At 59.8% G+C, this 19,015-nt stretch carries 15 protein-coding genes; 2 read left to right on the top strand and 13 right to left on the bottom strand.

The genetic code is table 11. The annotated features are described in order from the left end of the window. Nucleotides 1–41 precede the first annotated feature (41 nt). On the bottom strand, nucleotides 42–1,847 hold the full coding sequence (gene msbA, locus FQ182_RS05580) for a lipid A export permease/ATP-binding protein MsbA (RefSeq protein ID WP_149411190.1): 1,806 nt from the start codon (nucleotides 1,845–1,847) through the stop codon (nucleotides 42–44). A gap of 160 nt (nucleotides 1,848–2,007) precedes the next feature. Here msbA and FQ182_RS05575 point away from each other — a divergent pair, with 160 nt between their 5' ends. Then, complete coding sequence (locus tag FQ182_RS05575) at nucleotides 2,008–3,864, top strand: bifunctional O-antigen ligase/aminoglycoside phosphotransferase family protein (protein WP_149411191.1); 1,857 nt, start codon at nucleotides 2,008–2,010, stop codon at nucleotides 3,862–3,864. A 59-nt stretch (nucleotides 3,865–3,923) separates the two neighbouring features. Here the strand turns inward: FQ182_RS05575 and FQ182_RS05570 are convergent, their stop codons facing one another. The 6 genes from FQ182_RS05570 to FQ182_RS05545 all read right to left on the bottom strand — a co-directional run bounded on the left by FQ182_RS05570 (nucleotide 3,924) and on the right by FQ182_RS05545 (nucleotide 10,692). Further along, on the bottom strand, nucleotides 3,924–4,805 hold the full coding sequence (locus FQ182_RS05570; protein ID WP_149411192.1) for a glycosyltransferase: 882 nt from the start codon (nucleotides 4,803–4,805) through the stop codon (nucleotides 3,924–3,926). After that, on the bottom strand, nucleotides 4,802–5,950 hold the full coding sequence (locus FQ182_RS05565) for a glycosyltransferase family 4 protein (protein WP_149411193.1): 1,149 nt from the start codon (nucleotides 5,948–5,950) through the stop codon (nucleotides 4,802–4,804). The genes FQ182_RS05570 and FQ182_RS05565 overlap by 4 nt, the downstream gene beginning before the upstream one ends. Nucleotides 5,951–6,038: 88 nt before the next feature. After that, a complete protein-coding gene (locus FQ182_RS05560; RefSeq protein WP_149411194.1) occupies nucleotides 6,039–7,451 on the bottom strand; it encodes a PIG-L deacetylase family protein in 1,413 nt (470 codons plus the stop codon). Then, nucleotides 7,448–8,344 (bottom strand): antimicrobial resistance protein Mig-14, encoded by an 897-nt coding sequence (locus tag FQ182_RS05555; RefSeq protein ID WP_149411195.1) that lies wholly within the window; start codon nucleotides 8,342–8,344, stop codon nucleotides 7,448–7,450. The genes FQ182_RS05560 and FQ182_RS05555 overlap by 4 nt, the downstream gene beginning before the upstream one ends. Further along, complete coding sequence (locus tag FQ182_RS05550) at nucleotides 8,345–10,102, bottom strand: carbamoyltransferase (RefSeq protein ID WP_149411196.1); 1,758 nt, start codon at nucleotides 10,100–10,102, stop codon at nucleotides 8,345–8,347. A gap of 266 nt (nucleotides 10,103–10,368) precedes the next feature. Beyond that, nucleotides 10,369–10,692: a YceK/YidQ family lipoprotein gene (locus FQ182_RS05545; protein WP_149411197.1), complete on the bottom strand. Its 324-nt coding sequence runs from the start codon at nucleotides 10,690–10,692 to the stop codon at nucleotides 10,369–10,371. A 169-nt stretch (nucleotides 10,693–10,861) separates the two neighbouring features. On the opposite strand from FQ182_RS05545, the gene FQ182_RS05540 reads away from it, so the two are divergent. Further along, a complete protein-coding gene (locus FQ182_RS05540) occupies nucleotides 10,862–12,973 on the top strand; it encodes a TonB-dependent receptor (RefSeq protein ID WP_149411198.1) in 2,112 nt (703 codons plus the stop codon). A gap of 121 nt (nucleotides 12,974–13,094) precedes the next feature. Here the strand turns inward: FQ182_RS05540 and FQ182_RS05535 are convergent, their stop codons facing one another. Genes FQ182_RS05535 through waaC form a run of 6 tightly spaced genes read right to left on the bottom strand, consistent with a single transcriptional unit; the run spans nucleotide 13,095 to nucleotide 19,014 of the window. Then, nucleotides 13,095–14,546 (bottom strand): lipopolysaccharide kinase InaA family protein, encoded by a 1,452-nt coding sequence (locus FQ182_RS05535; RefSeq protein ID WP_149411199.1) that lies wholly within the window; start codon nucleotides 14,544–14,546, stop codon nucleotides 13,095–13,097. Beyond that, nucleotides 14,546–15,298, bottom strand: coding sequence for a lipopolysaccharide kinase InaA family protein (locus FQ182_RS05530; RefSeq protein WP_149411200.1), 753 nt, complete (start codon nucleotides 15,296–15,298; stop codon nucleotides 14,546–14,548). The genes FQ182_RS05535 and FQ182_RS05530 overlap by 1 nt, the downstream gene beginning before the upstream one ends. Further along, entirely contained in the window at nucleotides 15,295–16,029 is a 735-nt protein-coding gene (locus tag FQ182_RS05525) for a lipopolysaccharide kinase InaA family protein (protein ID WP_149411201.1), read from the bottom strand. Before FQ182_RS05525 ends, FQ182_RS05530 begins: the two co-directional genes overlap by 4 nt. Beyond that, nucleotides 16,029–16,835, bottom strand: a complete 807-nt coding sequence (rfaP, locus tag FQ182_RS05520) for a lipopolysaccharide core heptose(I) kinase RfaP (protein ID WP_149411202.1) — start codon at nucleotides 16,833–16,835, stop codon at nucleotides 16,029–16,031. Before rfaP ends, FQ182_RS05525 begins: the two co-directional genes overlap by 1 nt. Further along, entirely contained in the window at nucleotides 16,832–17,956 is a 1,125-nt protein-coding gene (locus FQ182_RS05515) for a glycosyltransferase family 4 protein (protein WP_149411203.1), read from the bottom strand. The genes rfaP and FQ182_RS05515 overlap by 4 nt, the downstream gene beginning before the upstream one ends. Beyond that, entirely contained in the window at nucleotides 17,956–19,014 is a 1,059-nt protein-coding gene (gene waaC / locus FQ182_RS05510; protein WP_149411204.1) for a lipopolysaccharide heptosyltransferase I, read from the bottom strand. The genes FQ182_RS05515 and waaC overlap by 1 nt, the downstream gene beginning before the upstream one ends. Nucleotide 19,015 lies beyond the last annotated feature (1 nt).

The following is a 19,015-nucleotide window of genomic DNA, read 5'->3' as shown; positions in this document are numbered from 1 at the left end:
GGCTTAGCCTGGCCCTCACAGGGCCAGGCACAACCACTGGTTCAGGTGATATTCGCCGAAACCGGCGCATCCAGGCCCATGGCATGCAGGCGCGCGTAGTAGCCGTTCTGGGCCAATAGTTCGCTATGGGTGCCGCGCTCGACGATCCGGCCATCATCCATCACCAGGATCAGGTCGGCTTTTTCGATGGTCGACAGGCGGTGAGCAATCACCAGGGTCGTACGGCCCTGCATGACCTTGTCCAGGGCAGCCTGGATATGCCGCTCGGACTCGGTGTCCAGCGCCGAAGTTGCCTCGTCGAGAATCAGCAACGGCGCGTTCTTGAGCAATGCCCGGGCAATCGCCAGGCGCTGGCGTTGGCCACCGGACAGCAGCACACCGTTTTCGCCGATATGGGTATCGAAGCCCTTGGGCAACTGATCGATGAAGTCCTTGGCATAGGCATCGGCCGCGGCAGCTTCAACCGCTTCCCGTGGCGCCCCGGCCAGATCACCGTAGGCAATGTTGTTGGTCACAGTGTCGCTGAACAGGGTCACGTGCTGGGTCACCTGGGCGATATGCCGGCGCAGGTTGAGCAGGCGATAGTCCTCGATCTCCACACCGTCCAGCAGGATCTCGCCACTTTCATGATGGTAGAAGCGCGGGATCAGGCTGGCCAGGGTCGACTTGCCGCTGCCCGAACGCCCCACTAGCGCGACCATCTGCCCAGGCTCAGCAGTAAACGTGATGTCCTTGAGAACATGACGATCGGTGCCCGGATACGTGAAGTTCAGGTTGCTCACTTCCAGGCGACCGCTGACCGCCTCACGCTCAATAGTGCCGCGATCAATTTCAGCGTCTTCATCCAGCTGTTCGAAGATGCTCTCGGCACCGGCCACGCCTTTCTGGATGGTCGAGCTGACTTCCGACAGTTGGCGAATCGGCTTGGGCAACAGGCCAGCCAACGTAATATAGGCGACCATGTCACCGGCCGAGGCATCACCACGAAGATAAAGGACCAGGAACATCAGCACGGCCATGGCGGTGTAGATCACCAGTTGCAGTGCCGGGGTGTAGATCGCGCCGGTACGGGTCATGCGCAATTGCTTGTTGGTGTTGCTCAGGCTGGCCTTCTGGAAGCGCTTCTGCTCGTAGACCTCACCGCCGAAGCTGCGCACCACACGGTAGCCCTGGATGGTTTCCGAGGCTACGTGGGTGACGTCGCCCATCGCCACCTGAATCTTCTTGCTCTGCTTGCGAAATTTCTTGCTCGCCGTGCTGACCATCACCGCAATCAGCGGCAGGATGGCGATCATCACCAGCGTCAGGCGCCAGTTCATATAAAGCAGCGAGGCGAACAGGAAGATCACCGTCATGCCTTCGCGAATCACCACCTTGATGGCATCGGTAGCAGCGCCCGTGACCATCGTCACGTTGAAGGTGATGCGCGAAATCAGGTGCCCGGAGTTGTGATTGTCGAAATAACGGTTGGGCAAGGTCAGCAGGTTGTTGAACAACTGCACCCGCAGGTCGTGAACCAGCCCCAGGGAAACCTTGGCCAGAAAATAGTTACCCAGGAACGAGCCAAGGCCCTGCCAGGCGGCGATCAGGATGATCAGCAGCGGCACTGCCTGCAGCAGTTGCAGGTCACGCAGGAAGGGGACGCTGGGAAACAGCACCGCTTCAGGGTTGGACAGGCCGTCGACAAAGTACTTGAGGATGTACCCCAGCATGGGCTGGGTCGAGGCGAAAATCAGAAAGCCGACGATACTCAGCGCGAACAAGCCGACATAGGGCTTAACATAGCTGAGCAGGCGGAAGTATATTTTCAAGCTCGAAGGGCTTGCGCTCGGACTAGAGTCGGTCATATCACGCGGCGGTTTTGAAAAAGGAGGCTGACTTTAGCACAGCTTCTCTGTTGTACTTGCACCCGGCATTAGCCTAGGCCCGGTTCGCCCCGGCACGCGACATTAATTAGCCACTACTTTAAGATGGTCGGCTTTCTCTATTCCGGAATGGCTTTTCTGTATGCACTCCAAGCGTCTCACCTATGGCTCAAATCGCGTATTTGACTTTCTGTGCCTATGGATCTTGCCTATTGGCTTATTGCTCCTCTTGAGCGCCCTGTTCTTCGTCACCAATCGAAATATCTTACACAAGTTTTATTACGGTCTGTTCAGCGCGCCAACACTGCTGCTCCTGTGCCTGCGCCCGAGTGAACTCAAGCAGGTTTTCAGGGAGCCCCTGGCGATTGCCTTCGCGATGTTCTCAGCCTGGGCATTGATCAGTTTGCTCTGGAGCCCGGAACATCATCCCGATACCGATCTGTTCAAACGCCCTCTGCATACCTTCATGCTGTTTGCCGGCTGCGGCCTGCTGCTGCACTACCGCAATGAACTGTTCAAACCGATCTTCTTCAGTGCAGCAGTGATTGCACTGGTGGTCAGCGCCCTCAACCTGGTGGCATTCGCTAAAGGCTTTGAGCCTGGGATGCGGATGGTCGGCGGCATGGGTGCCCTGGACAATCCACTGCTCAGTTCTCATCTCTTCGGTTTTTTCAGCGTCTACTGGCTGTTCGTTTGCGCCACCAGCAAGCGCCTGCAAGTGCTGTGGTTCGCAGCGCCGGCGCTGGCGATCATGGTTGCCGCAGTCCTGGCCACGGGTTCCAGAACACCACTGGTAGCGTTGGTGCTGTCGGTGCTCTGGCTCAGCTTTACCGCCCGCAACCGGCGCTCGGCACTAATGATTACCGGATTGGCACTGGCCGCAGCAGCCATTTTGCTGTTCTTCCCCGAACAGATTACCCAGCGCGGCTCCTCCTTCCGTTTCGAGTTATGGGGCATGTCGCTGCAACGGATCGCCGAGCACCCATGGATCGGCCACAGCTACGATTCGGAGCTGTACCTGACGCTCGCCGATGGTTATCAACTACGCGAGCCTCACAACTTTGCCCTCGGAGTGCTCTATTACGTCGGCATCATCGGCTTTATTCCGTGGGCCTTCATGCTCGGCTGGGGATTGTATAAAGGCCTCAAGGAACGCGCCCAGCCGCTGTTCATCCTCGCCTCAACCCTGCTGGTCTATGGCATCGGTGCTGGCCTGACCGAAGGGGGCGGCATCCTCTCGCGACCCAAGGAACATTGGTTCCTGCTATGGGTTCCCCTGGCGTTGATCGCCGGCCTGAGCATCGCCCAGCGCCGCCGCAGCCTGTTGCGCATGCCAGTGCACACCCTCAAGCCCCAGGCTTTCGATCAACTGTGCAGCAATACCCACGTGATTGAAGCCGATGGCCTTGGCCCCAAAGTCCTGCGCCTGGTAGACGGCAGCTTCCTCAAGGTCTTCCGGCCCCGCCGCTGGTACACCTCCGGCAGCTTCAATCCGTATTCCGAACGTTTTGCCAGCAACAGTGAGCAACTGCGGATGCTGGGTATTCCGACCCCCGAGATCCTCAATCTGTATCGCTTGCGTGATGGCAGCAGCGCTGTCACTTACCAGCCGCTGCCCGGCCTGACACTGCGTCAGGCCCTGCAAAGCCTGGACAGCAGCCTGCGCGAATCGCTGATTGAGCGCTTTGGTCGATTCATGGCCCAGCTGCACGAGCGCGGCGTGTACTTCCGCTCCCTGCACCTAGGCAATGTGCTGTTGATGGACGACGGTGAGTTCGGTCTGATTGACCTGGCAGACATGCGCATCCTGCCGTCCTCCCTGAGCAATACCCTCAGGCAGCGCAACCTGCGGCATATGCAACGCTATCCACAGGATCGCAACTGGTTGTTCGAGGTGCATTTCGAACAGTTGGCCAAAGGCTATTCGTCAGTCGCAAGCCCCGCCGCCACGGCAAAAATCCGCGAGCAAGTGCTGAGCCTCTCACAACCAGCCGCATAAAAAAGGCGACTATCACTCACTGATACTCGCCTTCTTCAACAGCCTTCTTGCCTGGCCACTCAGTTCCTGAGTGGCGCCAGGTACAGCCGCACCAACCCACGTAAAGTCTTGCGCCCCCAGAACTTCAACGGGATCTGCTTGAGGACCTCCCGCGCCAGCGGACGGTCGCGGTCGGCGGTCTTGAGGAACATTGAATTCAGGAAGTTGTAACGCACCTGGTCGTAGGCGGGATGATCGCTGAACAAACCGTAGGTCTTGAGGATGTTCTGGATCATGTACCGATGGTTCTTGTACGTATTAGTGGCGTGCTGGCGATAGCGCGCCATCACCACGTTCAGCACGTCGATGGTGTAGCCGGCGTGAGTGATCTTCAGTTCGATCAGCAAGTCTTCCAGCGGGATCAGTGGATCAAAGCCTCCCACCTGCTCCAGCGCTTCACGGCGAATCATCAAGGTCGGTGCAGGCGGGAACGGCTTGCGGTCCAGGAACAGGTCATCAAAATCCAGGCTGCGAAACGGCAAGTCGCGGCGCTGCTTCTTTTCCGGGTACGGCTTGCCGTCACCATCGATCAATTCAATATTACCGGCGCAGATCCCGACCTTCGGCTTGCCCTCCATGTAGGCAACCTGGGTAGCGATGCGCTCTGGCAGCATGATGTCATCGGAACCGAAAGGCGCAACAAGGCTGCCCTTGGCGCGGGCGATGGCGCCATTGAGGGTGTTGGTCAGGCCATGGTTCTGCTGTACCTGGAAATCAAAACCGTGCTCGGCCTGCAGACGCTGGATCAGCTCGACGCTGTTGTCCTTGGAGCCGTCGTCGACCACCAGCAACTCGATGTTCGGATACGTTTGGCCGAGCACACTGAGGATGCTCTGTTCGATATACGCAGCGTGGTTGTAGGACGCGATGATCACCGTGACCAGAGGTTGTTGCTGACTCATGCTTTACCTACTTCTCGCAGACCGGTTTCGATCAGGTCCAGATATTTGTGCTGGAACTCGGCCAGGGTGTGGTTTGCTTCCAGGTAGCGGAACACTTGTTCGCCCTTGGCCCGCAACTGTTCGTCGCTCATGGCCAGGTAAGTGTCCAGCGCCGCCGCCAACTGCTCGACATTGCCCGGATCATGGGACAGGCCACCAGCACCTTCCACCAGCGGCAACATGGCCGGACCGTTGGAAGCAATGATCGGCAAGTGCCCGCTCATGCCTTCCAGCAGTGCCAGGCCCAGGCCTTCGAACAGCGACGGCATGGTCCAGATGTCAAAGCCTCGCACATACTTCATGCCATCTTCACGAAAGCCCAGCAGGTGCGCGCGACCAGTCAGGCCGAGACGTTCGATGTCGACACGCAGATCCGCTTCGGCGCGGCCGGAACCGATGATGCCCACCTGAGCCTCAGGATATTTGTCCTTGAGAGAGGCAAAGGCTTGCAGCAAATGGGTGTGGCCCTTGATCGGCACCAAGCGGCCCAAGGCGCCAATCATCCGTGCATCCAGCGGCAAGCCCAGGGCTTTGCGCGCCTCATCACGAGGCAACTGCAAGGCTTCGGCCTGGGGGATGTCGATGGCATTGGTGACAAAGGTGGTGTTTTCACGGGTGAACCCACAGTTGAGGTCCACCAGGTAATCCCTGACCGCTGCCGACACGCCAACAAACCGCCAGGCCGGGCTGACCCAACTCTGGGTCTGGCGCCGACGGTAGCCACGGGCGTATTCACCAAAACCGTGGGAGATGCCGATGCACAGCGGGATCTTCAACCAGCGGTTGAGGGACAGCATCATGTTCACCGACTTGAAACGGTTACAGATGACCACGTCGAATTTTTGTTCGCGGCAATACTTGTAGATCTGCCACATGGCGCCGAAACGGATGCCCTTGAGCGATTTTTCCGGCAGCTCGAAGTAGTGGGAGTGCTCCGCCACGCTCAGAGGCTGGCCGGGTAACGGACGACCACTGAGGTACCCCGATGTCACCTCGAAACGTTCAACCGGCAACGATTTGACGATCTGCTCACCGAGGTCGGCGAAGTCATTGGTCTTGACGTTGTAGTCCGGCTGTAACTGCAAAACCTTGTAACGAGGCTTCATAACTCTCCATGCTGCAATCGGGCTGCGGGCACGCGGCCCGACGAAAAAGGGTTTGGCAAGCGGCTCTCCACTTGCCCTCAATAAGGTCTCAGTCCTGCTTCAGGACCCACAGCAATTCATGGCGACGCACGGCCTTGCGGAAGAACTCGTTCTCTCCGTAAGGCGATGGACCGCGGCCCGCCAGCATTTGCTGCAACAGGCGACGCAATCGGCGCTTGAACGGCGCGCGCGGTTGCAGGTCGTGCATCATGCCCAGGGCCATGGCCTTGTCCTGCTGCTGGCTCAAAGTAAGCTGCAAGCTGCAAGGTACAAGCTCAAGCGCTGAATCAAAACGTGGCGGCAGGGCTACGCCGGCACCGGAGTCGCCCATCGGCCAGCGGTCGTTATCATGCAGGTGATTGGCGTAGCCGAGCAACGTCGTGGGCTGCCAGGCCAGGCCTTGCAAGGCTTCAAGGATCGCCGCGTGAGCGCAGATATGATCCGGGTGCGGATCCAGCAGCGGCGTCGGCAACACAATCACCTCCGGGCGAGCCTTGAGCAACAGCGCCCGCAAGTCGGCAATCAGGTTGCTCCAGGTCGGTGCGCCATCCACATCGCCAGGCAGCGCCAGGGAATTGAATTGGCGGAACAACCGCGTATCGTCCAATTGTGCTTCGCGGGAGTCTTGGGGCTGGTCCGGCGCGGCCTGCATGGCCGACAGCTGCATACAGAAGTACCCCAATTGCACGCAGTGCGCCTCGGGAACACCCGCCCAACGGGGCACAGTGACGCTGTCCCAGGCGCGCAATCGGCCTTTGATACGCGCAGCGTCCGCCTTGGGCAGGCCCATCTGTTGATAGTGCTGGGCCTCAATTTCGCCGGCAGTGAGGGTGACAACCCAGCTTTCATCAGCCTGGCTGTACAGGCTGAATGCGGCCAACTCGGCATCGTCGGCGTGGGGTGCGATGACCATCACCCGCTGCCGACGGTAGTCCGGCTGGCGGAACAGCCACAGCGTCGGCTGTCCCTTGAGACGACAGAAGCGCCCACGCAAACGCAAAGTTCCGCTCGCCAGCGCCTCTGCCGAACCCGTGAGGTTGAGGTAACGCACACCGGCCACGCCACGCTCGAAGACTTGCCGGTCAGGCGTTTGCGCACCGAGCAACTCCACCGCAGGATCGAAAAACCGTCCAAGCCAATGGCTTTTGAGCTGTACGCCCAGGATCAAGGTTTCATCGCCCGCCAACTCGACTGGAGAATCCAACACCAGCCGCCCCGCATCCAGGCGCACGCCCGGCTGCTCGCTACTGGCCGCAAAGGCGTATTGATAGTCATCGCTGGGCAAGTAGAAAAGATGATCGGCAAACCAGGCTTCATGGGCCGCCCACACCACCACCGCCAGAATCAGCGGCAGCCACCAGGCCACCAGAACGCCTGCGGCTATCAACACCAGCAAGCCAAGCAACAGCGCAATGCGCTTGTTGCGGCGATGGCGCTTGAGCAGTTGTTGCTTGCGACTCATACGCTGAACACCGGCACCGGGTTACACCAGCGCTCCTTGTATTCGCGGTCGGCGCGACCGAAGGAGAAGCGCAGCGGCTTGTCACTGGCCCGCGCCTGTTCCCAGGCGCTTTGCGTGTTGAGGAAACTCAGCACGCTACCAGGGCTGAATGCCTTGGTTTCGGGATCAACACCGCCATTGACGTATTCGGCGCTGACCCACTCCGGGGCCTGCACCTGATACACCAACTGCACAGCAATCGGTGCGTCGTTGAGAAACAGTACCGAGCCTAAGAGGAACTCCTTGAGCAGTTCCAGCACCTCGGCCAGGCGCTCGGCACCGGCTGCCGGAAAACCCCAGCGGCGCTGGAACAGATCGCAATAGATCGCCGCCAGCTCAGTGCTGGAAAACTCGCTGACCGCCCGCACCACGCCGCCCGCTTCTTCCAGCAAACGCAGTTCGCGGCGCTGGTTGTAGCGAAACTTCTTCGACAGGTCTTCAGGGGTACGCGCCATGGCCAACTGCTCGGCCTGGGGCTTGAGGGTGCTGACGCGCCCATCGTTCAGGGCCGACAGGTAGCGGGCACGATGGCGCAACGGCAATTGCGCATCAGCGGCAATCGGCAGAATGATCTCAGCGTTGCCCAGGTCGAACAGGCCTTTTTTGCCTTTGCGCTTGAGCACGTCCTTGGACAGGGCCAGGTCGCGCCCCCAGGTGGCAATCGCCCCCTTGAGTTCACCGTCCTGCTCCCAGCCCAGGTAACGCACCGGAATCTGCGCCAGGTTCGCCAGCCGCTCGACAACCTGCGGATGAGTCGCCACGCTGCCGCCGAAACGCTGCCAGGCCTGGGCGTAAACCTCGGCCTCGACAGGCGTCCAGCCACGTTCACGCCAGCCCTGGAAGCGGTTCAGCATTTAAACCACAGCGTCATAAGGGTCCACGCCGTCCTTGACCACGAGGATGTCTTCCATGATCAGGTACTCAAGGTCGGAACCGAAGAACATGTTCAGCGCATCGGTGGGCGAGCAAATCATCGCTTCGCCACGACGGTTGAGCGAGGTGTTCAGGGACACGCCGTTGCCGGTCAACACTTCAAGCTCTTTCATCATGTCGTAGTAGCGCGGGTTGTATTCGCGCTTGAGCACCTGGGCGCGGGAGGTGCCATCTTCATGGACCACTTCCGGCACGCGGGTTTTCCACTCATCCGACACTTCAAAGGTGAAGGTCATGAACGGCGCCGGGTGATCGACCTTGATCATCTGTGGGGCGACGGTGTCGAGCATCGACGGGCAGAAAGGCCTCCAACGCTCGCGGAACTTGATCTGGTGGTTGATCCGGTCAGCCACGCCGGTGGCGCTTGGGCAACCGATGATCGAACGACCGCCGAGGGCACGCGGACCAAACTCCATGCGGCCCTGGAACCAGGCCACCGGGTTGCCGTCGACCATGATTTTGGCGATGCGTTTCGGGGTGTTTTCGATCTGGCGCCACTTAGGCTTGCTCGGGTGCTTGGCGCAGGCGGCGATCACGTCTTCGTTGCTATAGGACGGGCCGAGAAAGACGTGTTCCATCTTCTCCACCGGTACACCACGGGCGTTGGACACATAGGCGGCCGCACCGACGGCGGTGCCGGCATCGCCGGACGCCGGCTGCACGAACAGCTCCTTGACGTCATCGCGGGCAATGATCTTCTGGTTCAACTTGACGTTCAGCGCACAGCCGCCGGCGTAGGCCAGCTTGCCGGTCTCCTTGAGGATGTCGCCCAGGTAATGGTCGATCATCTGCAAGGACAGTTTCTCGAACAACGCTTGCATGCTGGCGGCGTAATGGATGTAAGGCTCGTCGGCAATATCGCCTTCGCGCTTTGGACCCAGCCACTCGATCAGTTTTGGCGAGAAGTAGAAACCCTTGCCCTTTTCTTTATAGCGGCGCAGGCCGATGACGTTGGCGTAGTCGGTGTTGATCACCAGTTCGCCGTTTTCAAAGGAGGCCAGGCGCGAGAAGTCGTATTTGCTGGCATCGCCATACGGCGCCATGCCCATGACCTTGAACTCACCGTCGAGCATCTCGAAACCGAGGAACTCGGTGATCGCGCCGTACAGGCCGCCCAGGGAATCCGGATCGTAGAATTCCTTGATCTTGTGGATCTTGCCGTTTTCGCCGTAGCCGAAGAACGTAGTGGCGTACTCACCCTTGCCGTCGATCCCGAGGATCGCCGTCTTCTCCTGGAAACCGGAGCAGTGATAGGCGCTGGAGGCGTGAGCCAAGTGGTGTTCGACCGGTTCGATCTTGATTTTCTTCGGATCGAAGCCCAGTTGCTCCAGGCACCAGACGATCTTGTTGCGATAGCGCTTGTAGCGACGGTTGCCCATCAGGATCGCGTCAAGGGCGCGGTCCGGGGCATACCAGTAACGCTTGGCGTAGTGCCAGCGGGCTTCGCCGAACAGGCTGATCGGGGCGAAAGGAATCGCCACCACATCAACGTCGCAAGGCTTGATGCCGGCCTGTTCCAGGCAGAACTTCGCCGACTCATAGGGCATGCGGTTCTTTGCATGTTTGTCGCGTACGAAGCGCTCTTCTTCAGCGGCCGCGATCAGCTTGCCGTCGATATACAAGGCTGCGGAAGGATCATGACTAAGGGCGCCGGACAGGCCAAGAATCGTCAATGCCACAGGGGTCTAGCCTCTTTTAGTCTGCATGCAGGCGCGTGCGCCTGAAAAAAGTGTGCCCCTCGCCTAAGCGAGAAACAGCTAAAGGGCGAGATTATAGCGTAAAGACGTGCCGGGATGATCTAGCGTTTATGGCGACCGGTTGTCACTGCGGGACCAGCGGAAGATCTCGACGCAAGCAGGCCTTTTGGCGTACGACTTATGAAGCACTTCTTTAGACATAAGTGGGGAGGGTTAGCCAAAGGATGGACGATTAGACTGCAGCCTCTTCATGAACGACCTGGCCGCCAATAAATACTGATGTTGCCATCGGCACCCTGCCGATAAATCGTATAAGGCAATACAACTGTATCGACAATGCCCGACACCGTTATATCCACCAGTACCAGCGGCACCAATATTCCGGTGGGATCTGGCGCTGCGTGCAGCGCGCAAAAATCAAAGGCCACGCCGCTGTAAACACGAGGAATCGACTGACAATAGGTTTTTACTTTTCTGAGCTCACGTGCCGCGGCGGCGTCTTCGCGCAGCACTGTGTTGACTGTCCCGCATCCGTTCAAGACCAGCGAGGCAGCGATAAGTGCAGCAGTCATTTTTATCATTAAGGTAAGCCCTCCAAATCGTCAGCCACACTAACATCGGCCTTATTCGCTACCCAGACCCTGAGCACCATCACGCCACGTAGGAATATTCCGAAATGGCAAAAGCTGGCTGAATCGTTAAACTCGCGCACTTTTGCGTGCCCCGGACCCTGGCTTACTCATGAACACACCCGTCCCCTCCCGCTTTGTCCTGTTGTTGCCTGGCCTGCTGGGCCTGTGCAGCGCCGCCCTGGCAGACGGTGCACCGCTTATCCTCGACCCGAGTGTCGTCACCGGCTCACGCAGCGCCAGCCCCAGCTTCGATCTACCGTATTCGGTGGACAGCATCAGCCGCGAGCAGATCAGCGACGGCCAACTGGGCATCAACGCCTCCGAAGTCCTGTCGCGAGTGCCAGGGCTGGTGGTGCAGAACCGCCAGAACTACGCCCAGGACTTGCAGATTTCTTCCCGCGGCTTCGGTGCTCGCTCGGCGTTTGGCGTGCGCGGCATCAAGCTGATTGCCGACGGCATCCCCGCCAGCACCCCGGACGGCCAGGGCCAGGCCGCCACCTTCAACCTCGACACCGCCGAGCGCATCGAAGTACTGCGCGGCCCGGCAGCCACCCTTTACGGCAGCAACGCCGGCGGGGTAATTCAGATGTTCTCCCGTGACGGCGAAGGCCCACCGCGCATCGGTGCCGAAACATTGTTTGGCAGCGATGGCCTAAACAAAAACCACCTCACTGCCGAAGGCGCGGTGGACGGCGCCGGCTTCGTCCTCGACGCCTCGCGCATGGACACCAACGGCTACCGCGACCACAGCAGCGCCCGCCGCGACCAGACCTTCGCCAAGCTCAACTTCGAGCCCGATGAAGACAGCAAAATGGCGCTGATCTACAGCAGCCTGGAGCAGAACGGCACTCAGGACCCGCTGGGGCAAACCTGGGACGCGTACAAGGCCGACCCGCGCTCGGTGAGCAGCAATGCGCTGCAGTACAACACCCGCAAGAGTATCGATCACCAGCAGTTGGGGATGAATTACGAACGGTATTTCGGTGGCGCTACCTTGCAGGCCACTGCCTATACCGGGCGGCGGAGTGTGATTCAGTATTTGTCGATTCCGAAGTTCACGAATACGGGAGAACTTAACCCCGCCAACGAACGTGGTGGCGGGGTGGTGCAATTCGACCGAAAGTTCTACGGCGGCGGCGTGCGCTGGATGCAACCCATCGATAGCGCACCCGGCGAGTTGATGATCATCGCAGGCCTGGACTTCGACCAGAGCGAAGACAGCCGCCACGGCTATCAAAACTACAGCGGTACCACCCTGGGCGTGAAAGGCCAACTGCGCCGCGATGAAATCGATACCGCCCGCAGCCTCGACCCTTACATCCAGACCAACTGGGCCATCGACAACTGGACCCTGCAAGCCGGGCTGCGCCACAGCACCATGGAACTGGACGTCGACGACCAGTTCCTGAGCAAAGGCGATTCCAGCGGTAACAAGACCTACCAGAAAAACACGCCATCGATGAGCGTGATGTACGCCTTCACCCCCGACCTGCACGGCTATGTCAGCGCTGGCAAGGGTTTCGAGACGCCCACTCAGGCGGAGTTGGCGTATGCGCCGGGCAATATCGAAGGCTTCAACTTCGGCCTGAAACCGTCCGAAAGCACTCAATATGAAGTGGGATTGAAGGCGCAGTTGAACAGCAGCACGCGAATCAATGCTGCCGTTTTCCAAATCACCACCGAGGATGAACTGGTGGTACAAGCATCCAAGGATGGCCGTACCAGCTACCAGAACGCTGGCCGTACCTTGCGCCGAGGCTTTGAACTGGGCATCGAAAGCCAGCTTAGCGAACAGTGGAGCACCAACATCGCCTACACCCGCCTGCAGGCCACTTACGACAGCGACTTCGGCGGCGGCGCAAAAGCAGTGGACAAAGGTAACTACCTGCCCGGCGTGCCACAAACCACACTCTTCGCCGAACTGAACTGGAAACCCCGAGATTGGGTGAGCACCGCCATCGAGGGCATGTACCGCAGCAAGGTCTACGTCGAAGACACCAACCAGCAACGCGCCGCGCCGGGCTACAGCGTGTTCAACTGGCGTGCGCGGTTTGAGCAGAAGGTCGAGCACTGGGCCTTTCACCAAACCTTGCGACTGGATAACTTGCTCGATCGCCAGTATGTCGGATCGGTAATTGTCGGGGATGGCAATGATCGCTATTACGAAGCGGCGCCAGGAAGGTCGTGGTTTGCGGGGGCGGGGGCTGAATACCAGTTCTGATCCAGTCTTGCGGTGCTCAATCTGGCGTCATCGTGGCCTAGGTATCTACGCAATTTCTCGTAGTAAGCTGTGGAAGATGTGTAGATACCTATGCCCATCGCGAGCTTACCCGCGATGGGATTCAAGCAGCGCCAACAATCTCCCTGGGCAACCGCTGATCAATCACCCGATACAACGCGCTGCTCTCGGGCCAGTTGCGGATAAACCGCGCACGATCCTTGGCATACGCCTGGGCGAAGCTGCCAATCGAGCCGTGCTGACACATCGAATCCAGGTCAATCAACGCCCAACGATCCCCATGCCAGAACAGGTTGTGCCCCTTGAAATCCCCATGACTGATGCGCTCGCGGATCAACTCGCCGAACAGATGCTCCAACGCCAGCAACTCGGCTTCGGGCGCGTCACCGCTTTCAACATAGGGGGCAAAATGCTCAATGATGTCCGGCCCCGGCAGGTATTCGGTAATCAGGTAGGCGCGGCTGCGCAACCAGAAAAAGCGCTTTTCCAGAAGCGCCAACGGTTTGGGCGTAGCAATCCCCAGAAACGCCAGGCGATTGCCTTCGCGCCAGGAATGCCAGGCCCGGCTCGGCCGCCAGAAGCGCTTGAGCCAATGGGCGAAGCCTTTGATGTTGTAGCGCTTGATCACCAGCGGCCGGCCGGCAACCTCAACTTTGACCACACTGGCCGCACCGCCGGTCTTGTACAGATGACCCTGGTCGAGCAAAGCATCGGCCTGCTCCAGCACCGGCAACATCGCCGCTTCTTCTTCGCGACGGATCGCGCGCAAGGAAAAAGGCCCGCGCAACACACTAAACAGCGTGCATTCGCGACCAACCTTGCCGAGGAAGTCCTTCAAGCGCCAGACGCTGACTTTATGCACCTGCTTTTGCAGGGCTTCCAGCGGCAAGGCGTGTTCGCCGTTGCTCAGCAGGTAATGCACCAACAGCTCTTCGGTAAACGGTTCGAGGTTTTTCGGCAATTGCGCGAAAAACACCCCGAGGTTTTCCAGTACCCGGTTGCGCGACAGCGGCTTGCCCGCTTGTTCGACGCAGATCCCGGCACCATCAATCAGGTATAGCTTGCCGTCCTGGCGCAGCAAGTTGTCCAGGTGCAGGTCTTCCTGCCACAAGCCCTTGGCGTGCATCGCAGCAATCGCGACCAGCGCTTGGGCCAGAACCGTTTGTTGCTCATCAGCCAACGGCGGTAAGGCTTCGACGCCATGCCAGGCGTCAGCCAGGCTCTCGGCACCCTCCAGGAGCTCGAACAGCAACCAGCCGCCCTCGCCTTCTTTCAGCCCATCGGCCAGCAACAGCGGGGTGGTCAGCCCTTGCTCAGCAAGCAGGCGCACACCCTTGAGTTCACGCTGAAAATGCCGGGCGGCCTTGCTGCCGACCAATAGCTTGGCCAGTACCGGCCGGCCGCGCCAGATCGCCGCACCCACATAGCGCTGGCCCGGTAACACCCGCAGCAGGCTCAACAGTTGCAACTGCCCAGGGCCCGCCGCATCCGCCAGTTCCACACTCAGGGGTAAGCTGGGGGTGCGACCGACACTTTTCAGTTCGGACAAACGCATCAACGGGTCTCCTTGTGACTGCGGCGAGCCGCCAGGCGCTGGGCCCAGGTATCGACCAGCAAACTATCTTCAGGCTGATCGAGATACGCCGCCAACAATTGGCGAACCTGATCTTGTGACCATTGTGGTGCCCGGCGCAACAGCGGCTCCAGGTCCTTGACCTGATCCCGCCAGCCAAACAACAGCGGCCGGGTTTTCTCCAGGTCGATCAACTGCGCGGCATAACCGTCGCCCGTGGCCTGGAGGAAAATATGCTTGGGATAAAAACAGCCGTGAACCTGGCCGACGCTGTGCAGTTGCCGCGCCAATTGGCCGCAGGCCTGCAAGATTGCCCGCTGCTGGTCGTCGCTCAGTGCAGACCATTGTTCCAGCAACGAATCCAGGTCATTCCAGCCATCCAGGGCGCGGGTCAGCAACATCGCCCGATGTTCGCCAGCAACTTTACGCTCGCCAAAAAAGGCCGCCTGTAACGCCGGAATGCCCAACCGCCGATAGCGGCTGATATTACGAAACTCTCGGGCAAAGCTCGGTTCGCCAAAAGGCCGCTGCAAGGTGCGCGTCAGGTAGTTGCTCTGGCGCTTGAGGTAGTAACCGTGACCTTCCAGCTCCAGGCGAAACACGCTACTCCAGCCGCCACGGCTGGTGTTGGGCTCGTCCACTGCGTCCAGTTGTTTGGCCCACAGCGCGTCAAAAGTGCCGAGACCGTTGCGCTCAAGTAGCGCGCGATCTTCAGCCGCCAGGAAGTCACTCATTCGCGGCCCTCGAAAAATTTCACCACATGGCGAATTCTCTGTTTGTCCGACGCACTCAAGTGCTTGCTCTGACGATACTGCATGTAAAACCGCAGGCGCTGAGTGGCCGACAAGTGATACTTGGCGACCTTGTCCAGGCACGCCAGATCCTTGGTGATCCGGTACTTGAGCCAGAAGCCACGCCAGAAAGCGCCGTTGGGACAGTCGATCAGGTACAGGGTTTGCTGGTCGTCGATCAGCAGGTTGCGCCACTTCAAATCGTTGTGGGTAAAGCAGTGGTCGTGCATGGTCCGGGTGTATTCGGCGAGCTGGCGGCTGACCTTGTCGACCCAAACAGGGTCCGACAATTGCGGGTCATTGCGTTCGGCCAACGCCGACAAGTCTTCAGTCTCGGGCAACTCGCGGGTGATCATCGCCCCGCGGTCATAGGCTATGCCTTTGCGTTCCAGACCCCAGGCGATCACGTCAGCGGTGGGAATGCCCCACTTGGCGAAGCGCTTGAGGTTCTGCCACTCGGACTTGACCCGCGGCCTGCCCAGGTAGCGACGCAGGCCCTTGCCGGCGCCGACGTAACGCTTGACGTAATAATTGACCCCGCCGCGCTCGACACGAATGACTTCGGACAGCGGATCGTGGGTCAGCCGCTCACCTTGCAGGGCGAACACCGCGTCGAGGCTACCAAAATCATCCGCCAGGGCGGCGTAAGCGGGTTCCAGGTTCCAACCCGCCATCAGAGCGCATCCCCATAACGTTGTTTACGGGCGTAGAGCTTGGCCGCCTTGCCTTCCAGCCAGTCCAGCAAGGCCGCTTCTTCAGCCAGGATCTGGCGCAGCGGTTGCTGGAAATAGCCCTTGAGGAAGCGAAATTTGTCACGCTGGGTCAGGCCGATATCCAATGCCGAGAAGTACAGCGCCGCCAGGTCCTTGTTGCGCCAGCGCAGCGGGATCTTCGGGCGTACCTGGGCACGGTGCAGGTCGATCACCGAGAGTTTGAAATCGTCGGCCACCAGCGGCTTGTCGGTGTGCAGCAGGAAATGGCAGATGTAGCAGTCACGGTGATTGACCCCGCCGCGATGCATCATGCCGGTCATGCGGGCCACTTCGGCGATCAGCGCGTGCTTGATAACAGGTACGGGCGGCTGCTTGAGCCAGTCCATGCTCAGGTCTTCGAGGCTGACGGTAGGCGCCAGCTCTTCGGTGACGATAAATGAGTGTTGGTCTGCCGGGTTGCTGCCCTTCTCGCCGTAAGCCACGGCGGTCATGGTCGGCACGCCGACTTCCTGCAGGCGCTGGATCGCCAGCCATTCCTGGCCCGCGCCCAATACCGGCAACTTGGCGGTGATCAGGTTCTTGAGGATTTCGACCCAGCCGATCCCCCGATGGACTTTCACAAAAAAACCGTGGCCGTCCACTTCCGTACGCAAGGTACGGCGGGCATCGAGTTCACGGTACACCTGGCCGTCCAGCTTCTCGACTTCGGCGAACGCATCGCGTCCGGCCCACAAGGTTTTGAACGGTTCGGCAAGAATCAACTTCATCGGTTTGGCTCCGCCAGAATCAGGTCCGCAGCGTACTGCGGCATGCTATAGAGGTCGGCCGTCTCAGCGAAGACCAGGCCATTGCAGCTCCAGGCCGCGCGCGCTGCATTGTCGTCGAGCATATCGACCAGGTACTGGTTGAGCTGGGCCTGCTCGAACGGTTCGTCCAACACCCGGCCACTCTGGGCCTTGTCGATGTAGAAGGCGTAACCACAGACCTTGCTCACCAGTACCGGGAGGCCGGCGACCACCGCTTCGATCAGCACCATGCCGGCCGCCTCGTTGTAGGCCGGGTGGATCAACAGGTCCGCCCCCAGCAGGAAACGCGGGATATCGCTGCGCCCCTTGAAGAACTGCACCTGATCACCCAAGCCCAGCGCGGCACTCTGCAATTGGAATACTTTGGGGTCGTCCTGGCCGATTACAAATAGCCGGGTGCGTTTCTTCAAAGCGCACGGCAGTGCGGCCACGGCCTTGAGGCTGCGATCAACACCCTTGGTCTTGAAGCCCGAACCGATTTGCACCAGCAGCAGGTCATCTTCAGCCAGACCGAATTCGCGGCGAAACTCGGCACGAATCTCGGCGGCGTTGGGCGGTGCACGACGGTCACGACTGATGCCTGGCGGCAAGAAGTGAAAGCGGCTGGCCGGAGTGCCGTAATACTTGCTGAACAACGCCTGCTGATGCTCGGAGAGCACCATGACTTGGGTCTTGGCGTCCTTGTCGAACACCGCCCGCTCGTATTCGGCAAAGTGCTTATAGCGGCCGAACCAGCGGTACATCGGGTTGCGCAGGGTTTGCGCCTTGTCTTCAAAGACTCCGTCGGCGGCGAAGTACACGTCCAGCCCCGGCATCTTGTTGAAACCCACCACACGGTCCACCGGGCGCTTGGCCAGGTCGGCCTGAATCCAGGCGTAGAGTTTTTCGTTACGACGATGGTTGAACAGCGCCTTGACCGGCGCCACCAGCACTTCGAAACCCGGCGGCACGTCGCCTTCCCAGATCAGGGTGTAAACACGAATCTTGTGGCCACGCTGCTGGCACTCCAGGGCAATGCGCATGAAGTCGCGCTGCAGGCCACCAAAGGGGAAATACTTGTAGAGGACAAAAGCCAGTTGCATCAGTGTTCCTCAGCCAGTAACAACGTGCTTAACCGATTTGCCACACGCTCAGGGTTCAAGCGAGTAAAGCACAGCGGCCACTCGCGCTTGATATCAAACCGGTGCTGATCTTCGGCAGTCGGTTGATAGGTGCATTTTTTTTGCAGGCACGGCGCGCAAGGGAAGTCGCTGCCCAAATGGATCTGCGCCTTACCGTAGGCGCCTGTCAGGCCTGGATTGGTGGGACCGAACAGGGAAATAGTCGGCACGTCCAGGGCGGCGGCCAAATGGCCGAGGCCGGTATCGACGGCGACACAGGCCTTGGCGCCCGCCAGTACTCGCGCCACCCCCGCCAGGTTCAGCTTGGGCAGCACTTCGGCGTTCTTCAGGCCTTGGGCCAGGCGTTCGGCGCGAGCCTTTTCGGCGGCGTTGCCCCAAGGCAGCTTCACGTCCACGCCCAGGCTACCCATACGCTCGGCCAGTTCGCGCCAATAGACTTCGGGCCAATGTTTGGTGTCCCAGGTGGTGCCATGAAGCAGCAGCACAAACGGCTTCTTCGGCGGCAAACCCAGCAGTTTGTCGACGCTCAGGCCGTAATCTCCCAGCCCCTTGGGCAGGTCATAACCCAAGGCCACGGCGAATAGTTGGCGCAAGCGCTCCACCGCGTGTTGCCCACGGGCCACGGCCAGACGGCGGGAGTAGAAATGCGCCGCGATGGGTTCACGGGCCGACTGCTTGTCGAAACCGGCCACCGGGGCGCGCACGTAGCGGGACAACCAGGCGCTTTTCAGCAGGCCCTGAGCGTCGATCACCAAGTCGTATTTGGTCGACTGGATTTGCTGCTTGAAGCGCCGCCATTCGCCGCTCTTGATGGTCTGCCAGATGTTCTTGCGCCAGCGGCGAATCGCCACAGCAATCACCTTGTCCACCGCCGGATGCCAGGTAGGGATTTCGGCGAAACCTTCTTCCACTACCCAGTCAAAGCGAATCCCCGGAATCGCCCGGGCCGCGTCGGTCAACGCCGGCAAGGCATGAATCACATCGCCCAGGGATGAGGTCTTGATCACCAGTACCCGCAAC

It is taken from the genome of Pseudomonas sp. ANT_H4 (assembly GCF_008369295.1).
Classification (GTDB): domain Bacteria; phylum Pseudomonadota; class Gammaproteobacteria; order Pseudomonadales; family Pseudomonadaceae; genus Aquipseudomonas.
The sequence above is the reverse complement of the archived record's forward strand: the minus strand, read 5'-3'. Positions and strand labels throughout refer to the sequence as shown.

Coding starts and splice junctions, on each gene's coding strand:
- FQ182_RS05570 (WP_149411192.1), bottom strand. CDS start 4,805: ATGAGTCAGCAACAACCTCTGGTCACGGTGATCATCGCGTCCTACAAC.
- FQ182_RS05540 (WP_149411198.1), top strand. CDS start 10,862: ATGAACACACCCGTCCCCTCCCGCTTTGTCCTGTTGTTGCCTGGCCTG.
- FQ182_RS05535 (WP_149411199.1), bottom strand. CDS start 14,546: ATGCGTTTGTCCGAACTGAAAAGTGTCGGTCGCACCCCCAGCTTACCC.
- FQ182_RS05545 (WP_149411197.1), bottom strand. CDS start 10,692: ATGACTGCTGCACTTATCGCTGCCTCGCTGGTCTTGAACGGATGCGGG.
- FQ182_RS05515 (WP_149411203.1), bottom strand. CDS start 17,956: ATGCAACTGGCTTTTGTCCTCTACAAGTATTTCCCCTTTGGTGGCCTG.
- FQ182_RS05530 (WP_149411200.1), bottom strand. CDS start 15,298: ATGAGTGACTTCCTGGCGGCTGAAGATCGCGCGCTACTTGAGCGCAAC.
- FQ182_RS05575 (WP_149411191.1), top strand. CDS start 2,008: ATGCACTCCAAGCGTCTCACCTATGGCTCAAATCGCGTATTTGACTTT.
- rfaP (WP_149411202.1), bottom strand. CDS start 16,835: ATGAAGTTGATTCTTGCCGAACCGTTCAAAACCTTGTGGGCCGGACGC.
- msbA (WP_149411190.1), bottom strand. CDS start 1,847: ATGACCGACTCTAGTCCGAGCGCAAGCCCTTCGAGCTTGAAAATATAC.
- FQ182_RS05560 (WP_149411194.1), bottom strand. CDS start 7,451: ATGAGTCGCAAGCAACAACTGCTCAAGCGCCATCGCCGCAACAAGCGC.
- FQ182_RS05565 (WP_149411193.1), bottom strand. CDS start 5,950: ATGAAGCCTCGTTACAAGGTTTTGCAGTTACAGCCGGACTACAACGTC.
- FQ182_RS05525 (WP_149411201.1), bottom strand. CDS start 16,029: ATGGCGGGTTGGAACCTGGAACCCGCTTACGCCGCCCTGGCGGATGAT.
- FQ182_RS05555 (WP_149411195.1), bottom strand. CDS start 8,344: ATGCTGAACCGCTTCCAGGGCTGGCGTGAACGTGGCTGGACGCCTGTC.